Origin of the sequence: Chitinasiproducens palmae (genome assembly GCF_900095735.1) — a bacterium.
Classification (GTDB): Bacteria; Pseudomonadota; Gammaproteobacteria; order Burkholderiales; family Burkholderiaceae; genus Chitinasiproducens; species Chitinasiproducens palmae.
In genome coordinates this window covers 28,094-40,126 of the sequence record NZ_FNLO01000010.1, presented here as the reverse complement: position 1 = coordinate 40,126, position 12,033 = coordinate 28,094, and the positions used below count along the sequence as shown (strand labels likewise).

Below are 12,033 nucleotides of genomic sequence, written 5' to 3'. Positions count from 1 at the left end.
ACCGGGCGCATGAAAGCTCGCGCATGACGGATCGCGCGTGATGAGGGCGCGTGATGGGAGCGCATGACGGGGCGCTTGATGGGGCGCCTGATGGGGCGCCTGATGGGGCGCCTGATGGGGCGCCTGATGGGGCGCCTGATGGGGCGCCTGATGGGGCGCATATCGCGGCGCCCATCAGGCAGGCGCCGCGCCTCGCGGACGCAGAGTCACAGAATGGCTTGCCGGTGGGGCGGGACCGCATCCCGTGCTTGTGGCCGGCCTGCCGAGGACGGCCATCGATAGCGTCACGCGCCCGCTCGCTCGGGCATGGTTGATAAGGGACGGCGCCGGTAGCTGTTTCGGTGACGAATGGGCACTTTCTCCCAGGAGGATCGATCGTGCCCATCGACATCACTGGCGCATCCGCCCGCGCGCCGCAACGAGCCCCGCATCGTTTCGCCAACCCGCGCTCGTCGCGGCATGGCGGCGTCACGTTCGCGCTCGCATCCGACACTGTCTGCGCCCATGAGCTCGTGGGCCGAAGGGGCCGGGCAGCGCTCGCCGAAGCCGGCTTGTGGGCCGGCATCAAGCGACTGTGCAGCGGCCCGGTCGCCCGCCATCTGGCCGGAGGCCCCATGCCCGTTGTGCGAGGCTGAGTTCGCTGAGCAACGCGACCGCCTGATCGTGCTGACCGGGCAGAACGAGCGGGCCGAAGCGCCAAGCAACGTGCCTTGTTTCACCCGCAAGCAAGCGCTGTGGTTGGGTGCTGGTCTGCTGTTTGGCGGTACAGCCGGCCTCGCCTACATGCGGTGGCGCGACGCGGCAGGGGTGGCGCCCGACGCGGGACTCGGCCTGCCCGACCTGCTGCCGGCGCCGCTGCTGCCGACATGGCATGCATTGACGCATACCGCAGGCTCCGCCGCTGCCGGCATGGCATGCATTGACGCATACCGCAGGCTCCGCCGCGCGCCGGGAAGCCTTCGAACAGGCCCGGCTTGCCGAACCCACGGCCGGCGCCCATCTTTTGCCGGTGGCCCCGTCGACGACGCCCGCGACGGCGCCGATCGACGACGTCGATATCGCGGAATTGGACTTCTCCTGCGTCACGGAGCGCGCGAATCTGTCCGCCGCAACCGTGCTGCGCCAGATCGCGCGTACCTTGCGAAGCCCCCTGTCGGCGCTGGCCACCGAGTCGCAGGTCGTCTATTTCCATTATCTGCTGGGGCGTTGCCCGACACCAGCGGAGACCGTCCGGTGTGGCCAGATCTTCGGCGCGGTGGACATCGTGATGGGGCAACTGCTTGCATTGATGCCTGGCGCACAGACGAGCGTGCTGTTGCAGAACTTCGGTTCCACCTTGTTGCGCATGATCGCCGAGGACCTCGATGGCCTGGCGCCCGACCCGGCCGAGGCGAGCAGTGCCACCGAGAACCTGGCGTTTCTCGCGCGGTCGGTGGTCGCGGCCTCGCCGCGCGACGCCGCGGGCAGGGTGATCCCCGACAAGCTGACGCGACCCGCGAATACGCGCTTCGAGCCGTCCGGCGCCGTCGCCGAGATCGGCGGCGAGCGGTGGCGCCTGAGTTTCCGTGACGGGCGCTTCGTTGCCAGTCGCAACGGCCGCACGGTCGACGTCGAATATGCGCGGGAGGCGGGCACCTGGGAGTTGCATGATCCCGATTCAAACCTGGAGACTTTGCAGGTCCGACCGCTCGCCCACACGCGCGCGCAGCTCGACCAGGGCATCGCCGACGCGGTGCAGCTTGTCGCGTTCCGAGGGCATCGGCGCGCTTCGCACGAAGGCGCGGGCACGCTGTATTACGTGCAGACGGACACGAGCGACGAGAGCGGCACGCTTTGCGCCCGGATCCATGACCGTTTCGTGCCGGTTCGCTTGCGGCGCGATGGCTTGTCCTACGAGGCTTACGACGTAACGCAGGCGGCCGAGCCAGGCTATCCGGTGCGCCCCGCTGCCGAAGATCGCTGGGTATTTGGCCGGCCCGTCGAGCCCCAGGCGGAGGGCGACGGACCCGCCGAGCCGGCGGGCAGTGGCGTGTCGGACCGGTTGCGCGACAAGATCCCGCAGGCGTGGCTTGCGCCGGATCTCGACCCGTCCCGACTGTCGTCGCCGAACTCGCTCGGGATCATGAAGCTCGACAGCGAGAGATGGTACTTGCCGGTTGCCGGTGGCTTCGCGCCGATCAAACGACACGCGCTGCACGCGGGCATCTACGAGATCGGGCCGCCGGACAGCGACAAGGTGCTCTGCATCTATGACGAAGGCCACCGGATCTTTCGGCTCGCGCCCGAAGAGGCAAGTTTCGAGGGCGAACCGGGCGACGACCCCGAGTGGGTCGGCACCGTCCTGGACGCGATGGTCGGGCAGCAGCGGATCGCGCGCCGTTTCGCGCAGCAGCGGAAAATGCTGACATACCGCGAGGGCTTTCGGACCTGGGAGGCCCGCTCGTATCCGACGGTCCTGCTTGTCGATGAAACGCTGGTGGAGTACGCGCCGACCATTGTCTATTACGGCCTGGATCGAGACGAACTGGCCGTGGCCAGTCAGTACGCGCCGGTTGCGAAGAAGCTGAAGGCGACCGCGCTGAACTCCGCCAGCCGCGTGCATGCGCTGGATGTCGCGCTGCGCGACCCGGCGCGCTCGCAGCGCCTGTTCGATCGCTTCTTTGCGTTGATCGGCACCAAGGCCGACGCCGAGGCTCAGAACCTGATCAAGGTGCACTTGCTCGATCACCTCGGCTCGATCAACCGATTCATGAACGATTTGATCGACGATGCCTGCCGCCGGATCTGGCTGGTCAAGTTCACGCGCGACGACATTCTCGGACTGACGTTCAAACGAGATCCGCTCAAGCGCGTGTTCATCGACGTCGAGAAAAGCGATGCGCACCGCGAGCAGGCGGCGGCTTGCGCACCGCCGTGCAACGAAGCGACGCACCGGGCCGATGTCGCCACCATGCTCCATGAAGTTTCCCATCTCGCCGCGGACACCGATGACGTGTTCTATCTATCGGCGGCGGCGTCAGACCACCCGCTCGCGGCAGAGATCCAGCGGCTGTCGGAAGGCCGCATCGGACGAGATGAGGCGCGCTATCTGCTGAAGCTGGCGCGTGCGCAGAGCGCGGCGGGCGAGTCCGAGGACAAGCTTGTCGCGGCGGCGACCCGGTTGTTCAACACGAAGCCGGACATCCGCGCGCGCTTGCTGCTCGACAATGCCGATTCGCTCGCGCAGATCGTGCTCGAGCTGAGCGAAGGCGATCTGCGTCGGCGTGCCCGCCAGGCGAATGCGTCGATGCGGGACATGCGCGCGCTGCTCAGCGCGTTCATCTCTCAGGCTTTGCGGCGCGGGGCGGCGTGACGCACAGCACCGGCGGTCGCGGTACTCCACCGACCGCCGGTGCGATGTTCACGGCCAAACAGCAGCCGGGTCCGTGCGTCACGCATCGTGGGCCGGCACCGGGCAGGGCGAAGCGGTGCGCCGCACTTACCCCACCTAATGGCACCTAACCGAACCTAACCGAACCTAACCGAACCGCACTGCCGTGGCGCCGCCGACGAGGGCAGTTGCGTGCCCGCGTCTCGGTTTACGCGATGGGTGACGGACGCGACGGCAGGCGCCGTCGTGACCGCCCGCGCTTATGCGGCGACGTGCTTGAGCGATAGCCTCAGCGCCGCGCGCCGATGCAGCCACGGCGACGGCCGGTAGCGCCAGTCGCCGGTCACCTGCTGGATGTTGCGCAGGATCATCAGGATGCGCGCCGGGCCAAGGAAGTCGCCGAGCGCCAACGGACCCTTCGGGTAACCGAGGCCCAGCGTCGTGGCCAGGTCGATGTCCTCTGGTGTCGCAATCTTTTGCTGGGCAATGTCGCAACCGATATTGACGATGGTCGCGACCACGCGCTGCGCGACGAAGCCGGCCGAATCCTCGATCACGGTGACCGGGTGTCCGGCCTTCGCGAACAACGCGTGCGCCGCGTCGCGCATCGCCACGCTGGTTGCCGGTGTCGTCATCAACGTCATGCGCAGGCCCGGATCGAGCGGGAACAGCGTATCGACCGCCACCACCCGTTGCGCATCCAGATCCTCGAACAATGCGACGGTCGTCGCGTCGAGCCCGAGCGGCGCGACCAGCACCAGCGAGTCGGCGGCTGGCGCCTCGCCTTCGTCCAGCGGCACACCGGCTTCGGCGACGCGCACCGCGATACGCGCGCGGGCGGCCGGATCGGCCCGGCTGATCCACACGCGCGCCGGCAGCGCGGCCGGCGCCGGACGCTCGGCGTCGATCTGCGGCTTGCCGTCGACATAGCGATAGAAGCCAGCCTGCGTCTTGCGCCCCAGCAGACCGCCGGCGAGACGCTGCGCAGTGATCGGCGAAGGACGGAAGCGCGGCTCCTCGTAGAACTGGTGATAGATGGATTCCATCACCGGGTGCGAGACGTCCAGCGCCGTCAGATCCATCAATTCGAACGGGCCGAGCCGGAAGCCGGCCTGCTCGCGCACGATGCGGTCGATGTCCGCGAACGAAGCCACCCCTTCCTGCGCGATGCGCAGCCCCTCGGTGTTCATGCCGCGTCCGGCGTGATTGACGATGAAGCCCGGCATGTCCTTCGCCTTCACGGGCGTGTGCCCGATCTGGCGCGCGAACGCCGCGAGTCGCGTCGCGACCTCGGGCGCGGTGTGCGCACCGTCGATCACCTCGACCACCTTCATCAACGGCACCGGATTGAAGAAATGCAGCCCGGCGACCCGTTCCGGGCGGCGGCAACCGGCGCCGATCGCGGTAATCGACAGCGAGGACGTGTTCGAAACCAGCACGGCGTCGTCGGCGACCACGGCTTCCAGTTGCCCGAACACCGCGCGCTTCACTTCCAGCTTTTCGACGATCGCCTCGATGACGAGCGAGCAGTCGGCCAACGCCTCGACGGCCACGCAGCCATGGATGCGTGCGAGCGCCGCATCGCGCTCCGACTCTCTGATCTTGCCCTTGCTTGCCAGCTTGCCCAGCGTCTCGGCCAGCGCGGCACGGGCCTGCTCGACCGCCGTCTGGTTCGCGTCGTACAGCCGCACCGTGACGCCGGCCTGCGCCGCGATCTGCGCGATGCCTCGGCCCATCGCGCCGGCGCCGACGATGCCGACGATGTCGAATGGAGTGTCCTGCTCGCTCATGGGTCCCGTCTCCTTTATCAGTGATTCGAATGCGGCGTCGCGCTCAGAGGCGCACCAGCTTGGCGATCGCCGCGTCCAGCGTTTCCTCCCGCTTCGCGAAGCAGAAGCGGACGATGCCGCTGTCGCGCGGTTCGCGGTAGAACGCCGAGACCGGAATCGCCGCGACGCCATGCTCGGTCGTCAGCCACTGCGCGAATTCGGCCTCCGGCATGCTGCTGATGGCGGAGTAGTCGACGCATTGGAAATAAGTGCCTTCGCAAGGCAGCAGCTTGAAGCGGCTCGCCGCCAGGCCGGTGCGGAAGTGGTCGCGCTTGCGGGCATAGAAGGCCGGCAGGTCCCGATAGGGCGCCGGGTTGCCCAGATGTTGCGCGAGGCCGATCTGCATCGGCGTGTTGACGGAAAAGGTGTTGAACTGGTGGACCTTGCGCAGCTCGGCCGAGAGCGGCGCGGGCGCGGCGACATAGCCGATCTTCCAGCCGGTGGTGTGATAGGTCTTGCCGAAGCTCGACACCACGAAGCTGCGTGCCGCCAGTTCCGGATGGCGCGCGACACTCTCGTGCGCCACGCCGTCGAACACCATATGCTCGTAGACCTCGTCGGACAACACCAGCACGTCGGTGCCGCGCAGCATCTCTGCCAGCCGACGCATGTCATCGCCGTGCAGGATGCGGCCGGTTGGATTGTGCGGCGTGTTGATGATCAGCAGGCGGGTGCGCGGACCGATGGCGGCCGCCAGCTTGTCGAACGGAATCGAATACTCGGGTACGTTCAACGAGACCGTGACCGCGGTGCCGCCCGCGAGTTCGATCGCCGGCACGTAGCTGTCGTAGCACGGTTCCAGGACGATCACTTCGTCGCCCGGCGAGACGCTGCACAGAATTGCGTTGGTCAGCGCTTCGGTGGCGCCGGCGGTGACGGTGATCTCGGTGTCCGGGTCGTAGGTTCGTCCGTAGCATGCCGCGATCTTCTTCGAGATCGCGTGCCGCAACGGTTGTGCGCCGGCCATCGGCGCGTACTGATTGTGTCCATCGCGCATCGCCTTCGATACGGCGTCGAGAAGCGCGGCGTCACAGTCGAAATCAGGGAAGCCTTGACCGAGATTCACTGCTCCGGTCTTGGCCGCCAACGCCGACATGACCGTGAAGATGGTCGTGCCCACGTTCGGCAGACGGGACGGAAAGCTCGGTGTGGCTGGCGTGGCGGGCGTGGCGGCGGAAGCAGTCATGAGCGGGCGCGGGCAGTGAGCGGACAGTGAGCAAGCAATGGGAAGCAATGGGAAGCAATGGGCAAGCGGTGAGCGGGGCGGTCGTGGCAGGCGGGTGACTGCGACCGGCATGCAATCGGCGTTGCTTTCCAGACGGGCGGGCGCGCTCGTCCTCGGCGTGGCCGCGTTCCGTCAAGCGCGTCATTGTAGACCGTGCCGCGACCGCGCGAATGCCGTGCGCTCTGGAAAGGACGGGTGGAAGACGGTGCGGACTTGACCAGCACCGTTCCCGCGTCAGCCGGATGCGCGCGCGCCTGCGTTGCGGGGCGCGTCGCATCGGCGTCGGTTGCACACCGGTCAACGGTGGGTCCCTCGCCTGCGATTGGGTCGAGATGGCGCTGCTTCGCCGATCACTGACCATTGGTTTGTCAGTGACTTGCCGCTGACCGCGCGCCGCTGCCACGTCGTTCGGCTGCGTTTTTCCGCACCCGGTCCGCTTGCGTCCTATTCCGCTTGCTCCGTATTCCGCTTGCTCCCTATTGGGTCGCCGAGCGGTCCGCTCATCGGCGCCCACGTCGCAGCGTACGGTGGTCGCGGTCTAGCGTACGAAGAGCGGTCGGCGCCGCGCGTGGGATGAGCGGGCGCGGCACGTCGCACGATGCGCCGCGGGCGATGGACACTGCGTCCAGACGCACCCTTACGCCGTTCGGTGGCTGGCGGATGTGACCGGGGACGCGTATGGTAGGCAATGCACGCCGCCGGATGCCGATGGCGCCCGCGATGCCACTCAACCCAAACCGGAGACCTTCGATGCGATTCCTGCCCCCGGCGCTTGCCGCCGCCGCGCTTGTCCTGGCCGTCACCGCGCACGCACAAACGACCGCGCCGCAATCGGGTAGCCCTCAAACGCCGCCTGCCCAGACACTGTCCAGCGATTTGCTCGTTCCCGGTGGCAAGACGGTCGGCAAGGTGATGCTGATCGACGCGCCGAAGGGTGTGCTGGTCCGCATCGAGGCGCAAGGACTGCCGCCCGGCTGGCATGGCATGCATTTCCACGAGAAAGGGGATTGCTCCGATGACAAGTTCATGAACAGCGGCGGGCATGTGCATGGCGATGCGAAGCTGGTTCACGGGCTGCTGAACGCCAACGCGACTGATTCGGGCGATCTGCCCAACCTCTACGTTGGACCGGACGGGCGCGCGACCGTCGAGCTGTATTCGACGCTTGTCTCCTTCGACGGCGCGACGGGCCGGCCGGCGCTCAAGACGGCTGGCGGTCGCGCGCTCGTCATCCATGCCAATCCCGACGACTATACGACCCAGCCGATCGGCGGCGCGGGCGCACGCATTGCCTGCGCGCCGCTGGAATAAGGACCTGGGAACAAGCCGCCGCGTCTTCGGCCCTGCGACGATGGCCAGGCGCACGCGCCTGAAGCGATCGTCGCGTATGTAACGTCGCCTGCGGGGGCGAGCGCGTAGCCGTGCTGCGAATGGCTCCGCTCGCTATCCGTCGAGCGACTGGCGCGCCACGCCGGCTGCTGGATGCGGGCGCTCGACTGAGCGGTCGGCGACCAGGCCGCCTCAGCCGTTGCAGAGCGCTGTGCTGGAGTCGCTTGCCATGGTCGCCGAGCAGGCCGTTGTTCAGCTACATGCCTCAGATGGGTGCCGCAGGTGGATGCCTTGGGTGGACGCCTTGGATGGATGCCTCAGTAAATGCCTAAGGCCCAAGTTGGATAATGGCAGACGAGTCCCGATCCGGTAGGCCGGGACCGCTTACGGCAGGGCACGCCTGGACGGTGCACCGCTCGCCGCGCACTACTCCCCGGCCGTCGGAAGACCCCCGGTGACGCTGAGCGTGCCGCTTGATGCCCGGCCAGCGCAAATCACCGGGCGCTGTGCCGTGCGCTGGGTCGTTCGCGACCCCCATTGGCGCCGCCGACGCAGTCGGTCCGCCGTCAGGCGGCGGCTGCCGACGCCTCGGTGTCCTCGTTCGCGCGCGGCGCCGCCCACGCGGCCAAAAAGCGTTGCGGTGTTGCAATCGCGAAACCGAAGCGGCTCCGAACGCGTCCGGCCAGTTTCAGCACCGCGCGGTCTCGGCTCAGCAGCCATTCCGCCTGACTATCGCAAGCCAGCGACAGGAACTTCTGGTCGTCTCGATCGGTGCAGCGAGGCAGCGTCAATGCGCGACCCGAAGGCGCGTTCTGCTCGAACCTTTCCGTCAGTGCCTCGACGCGTGCCAGCCGGGGCGCCCAGTCGGGACCGAAGCGCGCGAATTGTGGATACTGCAACACGCGACGCAGTTCGTCGAAACAGGCCGCGTCGATCAAGGCGACGAGTTGTCCGCCTTCGAGGGCGGTCAGCAGCGGACGGGAGGGTGGATCGTCGAACAGTACGAGGTCCAGCCAGACATTGGAGTCGAGGATGACGCGCGTGGCTTCGGTCACTGTCGTGTAGGCCGCGTGTGCTGGCGGTCCGGTGCAGGGGCAGGGTGTGGGGAGGGCGGGCGTTGCTCGTGTCTTTCGTTAGAATAGCCACTTTTGCGGTCCGCGCCACATGATAATCGTTCTGTCTCCCGCGAAGTCGCTCGATTACGAGACACCCGTGCCGCACAAGGCGCATACCCAGCCCGACTTCATCGACGAATCGGCGCGATTGATCGAACGCCTGCGCGCGTTCTCGCCGGCGCAGATCGCCACGCTGATGCACATCTCGGATCCGCTCGCGCATCTGAACTTCGAGCGCTTCGCTGCCTGGTCGCCGACCTTCGACGAGCACAATGCCAGGGCCGCCGTCTACGCCTTCAACGGCGACGTCTATGAAGGCCTTGCCGCGCAGACGATGCGAAAGGCCGACCTCGACTACGCACAGAAGCATCTGCGCATCCTGTCGGGCCTATACGGCGTGTTGCGTCCGCTCGATCTGATGCAGCCATACCGGCTGGAGATGGGTACGCGGCTGGACAACGAGCGTGGTCGAGACCTGTACGCGTTCTGGGGGGAGCGCATTGCTCAGGCATTGAATGCCGCTGCCCAGGCGCAACGCGGCAAGTCGCGCGTGCTGGTCAATCTGGCATCCCAGGAGTACTTCAAGTCGGTGGTCCGCAAGGCCCTCGACATGGACGTCGTGACGCCGGTGTTCGAGGATTTCAAAGGCGGGCGCTACAAGATCATCAGTTTCTACGCAAAACGGGCCCGCGGGCTGATGGCCCGTTATGCGATCGACCATCGGATCGAACGCGCCGAGCAGTTACAGCAGTTCGACGTGGATGGCTATCGCTACGATGCCGAAGCGTCGAGCGCCACGGACTGGGTGTTCCGGCGCAAACAGGCCTGAGCGCTGGCTGCCGCCGAGTGCCTGTCCGGCATCGCGTGAGTCCGCTCCGGCGGCACCATGGGCCTCGGGCAGACCTGCATGCCGCGGACCGAACCCGCATGGCCGGCGCCGGCAACGCGCCAGGAACGCCCACGCCAGCTGCCGTTTGTGTCGCTGGCGCTCTGTTCGCGGTTTGGCCGGCGTAGTGCCGTGGGCATGCGCTGGTCGCCTGGAAGACGCTGGCATCGCAGGCGCCCGGGGCAGGAATGGCGTTCAGGCGGCGGCAGGCAGGTGTTCGGCGCCATGGCGTTGTTCGCGGGAACGGCTGATGTCGGTGCCCGTATCGGTTTGACGAGGTGATTATGCAGATCAGCAGTCGTTTCGACGGCGGTGCCGTCGAGGTAGTGGACGCGAGCGATGGTCAGAACGTGCGCTTGCGCGTCCGGCCGGACACCGCCGCCGACTTCGCGCAATGGTTTTACTTCCGCGTGGATGGCATGGCCGAGCAACGCTGTACCTATCGTTTCGAGAACGCGGCCCAGTGCGCATTTCCCGGCGGCTGGCAAGGCTATCGCGTCGTCGCCAGCTACGATACCGAGAACTGGTTCCGCGTCGACGCCGAGTACGACGGTCAGGTGCTGGCATTCTCGCACCGCGCGGAACACGACACGGTCTACTACGCGTATTTCGAACCGTATGGCGAAGCGCGCCACCATCAGTTCCTCGGACGAATCCGTCGCCAAGGCATCGCGCGCGTGCACTCAGTCGGCGACAGCGTCGCTGGCCGGGCACTCGAGTGCGTTACGGTAGGCAAGGATAACGGGACGGCTGGCGAGCCGACACCGGTGATCTGGATCGTCGCCCGCCAGCACCCGGGCGAAACCATGGCCGAGTGGTTCGTCGAAGGACTGCTCAAGCGCCTGCTAGGGCTGGACGACTGGGCCGGCGATCCGGTCGGCCGTCTGCTGCGCGAGCACGCACGCTTCCACGTCGTGCCGAACATCAATCCGGACGGCGCCGCGCTTGGCAATCTGCGCACCAACGCCGCCGGCGCCAATCTGAATCGTGAATGGCTCACGCCCAGCGCAACGCACAGCCCGGAAGTGCTGCACGTACGCAATGCGATCGAGCAAACCGGTTGCGATATGTTCTTCGATATCCACGGCGATGAGACGCTCCCGTACGTCTTCGTCGCGGGCAGCGAAATGCTGCCGGACTTCACCGAGCGGCAAACGCTCGAACAGCGGCATTTCGTCGACGCATTCAAGACCGCCAGCCCTGATTTTCAGGACCGCTACGGCTACGAGGCCGACAAGTACCGCGAGGACGCGCTCAAGCTGGCCTCGAAATACTTTGCACACCGCTATCGCTGCCTGTCGCTGACGCTCGAGATGCCGTTCAAGGACAATGCCGACCTGCCTGATGGAATCCATGGCTGGAGCGGGGCCCGCAGCAGCGCGCTCGGCGCCGCCATGCTTCAGGCGGTGCTTGCCCAGGTGCGGGCATTCCCGAAAAGCGCGACGCAGTAGGGGCACTTCGGCATGTCGGCGCTTGGGCACGATGGCGCTTGCACACGGCGGGGCTTGGGCATGGCGGGGCTTGAGCACGACGGCGTTTGGGCATGTTGGCGTTTGGGCTCCGCGGCGCATGGGCGCGACGGCAATTGAGGACGGCGACGGGCTAGGCGGCACACGGGCTAGGCGGCACTTGCGCACGGCTGCATTCGGCCACGGCGGCACTTCGGCTAGACGGCAATTGGGCGCGACCGCAATTGGGCACGACTGCAATTGGGCTCGACTGCAATTGGGCTCGACCGCGCGGATTGGAAGCGGCGCGGCAGGATGGCACGACGTCGCAACGATAGCGCTGTACACGCGCCACGAGTGCCGGTCGTTCATGTCTACAGACCGCGGTGCCGGCGGCAAGGCGAAGCGTTCGACAACCGGCCATTCTCGCTGCCTGCGAGCTCACGACTCGACAGGACGTTGCACGGGCGAGTAAATGAGCAGAAACGGACGCCGGTTCGCGCCGAAGAGGCGACAGAGTCAAGGCAAACGGCCCTTCAACGAGAACGCGTGAAGAGATCATCGTCGGGCAGGTGCGCGCAAGCAACGCGCATCGGCTTCGTGACCCAGCCGGTGTGCTCATTCATCGACGCAGGATGGAAGACGTCATCCACGGGGCCGCGATAGCCATCGGTTGCCAGACCGGTCGCCCACGGGGGGCGGGTGCGTGACCAAGCCATCCGCCGCGCAATGCCACCCGCAGGATGTACGACGCCGAGCGCAGGCAGCACGCCGAACGCCGAACGCCGAACGCCGAACGCCGAACGCCGAACGCCGAACGCCGAACGCCGA

At 66.9% G+C, this 12,033-nt stretch carries 8 protein-coding genes; 5 read left to right on the top strand and 3 right to left on the bottom strand.

All coding sequences use genetic code 11. From position 1 onward, the window contains the following. Nucleotides 1–377: 377 nt before the first annotated feature. Together BLU54_RS16015 and BLU54_RS16010 are read left to right on the top strand one after the other, a co-directional pair. Nucleotides 378–635 (top strand): hypothetical protein, encoded by a 258-nt coding sequence (locus tag BLU54_RS16015; RefSeq protein ID WP_091910627.1) that lies wholly within the window; start codon nucleotides 378–380, stop codon nucleotides 633–635. 284 nt (nucleotides 636–919) lie between these two features. Then, a complete protein-coding gene (locus BLU54_RS16010; RefSeq protein ID WP_091910624.1) occupies nucleotides 920–3,352 on the top strand; it encodes a hypothetical protein in 2,433 nt (810 codons plus the stop codon). A gap of 278 nt (nucleotides 3,353–3,630) precedes the next feature. Here the strand turns inward: BLU54_RS16010 and BLU54_RS16005 are convergent, their stop codons facing one another. Both BLU54_RS16005 and BLU54_RS16000 read right to left on the bottom strand, forming a co-directional pair. Further along, complete coding sequence (locus tag BLU54_RS16005) at nucleotides 3,631–5,160, bottom strand: 3-hydroxyacyl-CoA dehydrogenase (RefSeq protein WP_091910621.1); 1,530 nt, start codon at nucleotides 5,158–5,160, stop codon at nucleotides 3,631–3,633. A gap of 43 nt (nucleotides 5,161–5,203) precedes the next feature. Further along, nucleotides 5,204–6,385, bottom strand: coding sequence for a pyridoxal phosphate-dependent aminotransferase (locus BLU54_RS16000; RefSeq protein ID WP_091910619.1), 1,182 nt, complete (start codon nucleotides 6,383–6,385; stop codon nucleotides 5,204–5,206). A 789-nt stretch (nucleotides 6,386–7,174) separates the two neighbouring features. On the opposite strand from BLU54_RS16000, the gene BLU54_RS15995 reads away from it, so the two are divergent. Beyond that, nucleotides 7,175–7,735, top strand: a complete 561-nt coding sequence (locus tag BLU54_RS15995) for a superoxide dismutase family protein (RefSeq protein WP_091910617.1) — start codon at nucleotides 7,175–7,177, stop codon at nucleotides 7,733–7,735. 584 nt (nucleotides 7,736–8,319) lie between these two features. Here BLU54_RS15995 and BLU54_RS15990 read toward each other — a convergent pair. Next, entirely contained in the window at nucleotides 8,320–8,808 is a 489-nt protein-coding gene (locus BLU54_RS15990; RefSeq protein WP_091910614.1) for a putative toxin-antitoxin system toxin component, PIN family, read from the bottom strand. A 109-nt stretch (nucleotides 8,809–8,917) separates the two neighbouring features. On the opposite strand from BLU54_RS15990, the gene yaaA reads away from it, so the two are divergent. Then, complete coding sequence (yaaA, locus tag BLU54_RS15985) at nucleotides 8,918–9,697, top strand: peroxide stress protein YaaA (RefSeq protein ID WP_091910612.1); 780 nt, start codon at nucleotides 8,918–8,920, stop codon at nucleotides 9,695–9,697. A gap of 335 nt (nucleotides 9,698–10,032) precedes the next feature. Then, nucleotides 10,033–11,205: a M14 family metallopeptidase gene (locus tag BLU54_RS15975; protein WP_091910608.1), complete on the top strand. Its 1,173-nt coding sequence runs from the start codon at nucleotides 10,033–10,035 to the stop codon at nucleotides 11,203–11,205. Nucleotides 11,206–12,033 lie beyond the last annotated feature (828 nt).

Coding starts and splice junctions, on each gene's coding strand:
- BLU54_RS15995 (WP_091910617.1), top strand. CDS start 7,175: ATGCGATTCCTGCCCCCGGCGCTTGCCGCCGCCGCGCTTGTCCTGGCC.
- yaaA (WP_091910612.1), top strand. CDS start 8,918: ATGATAATCGTTCTGTCTCCCGCGAAGTCGCTCGATTACGAGACACCC.
- BLU54_RS16000 (WP_091910619.1), bottom strand. CDS start 6,385: ATGACTGCTTCCGCCGCCACGCCCGCCACGCCAGCCACACCGAGCTTT.
- BLU54_RS16005 (WP_091910621.1), bottom strand. CDS start 5,160: ATGAGCGAGCAGGACACTCCATTCGACATCGTCGGCATCGTCGGCGCC.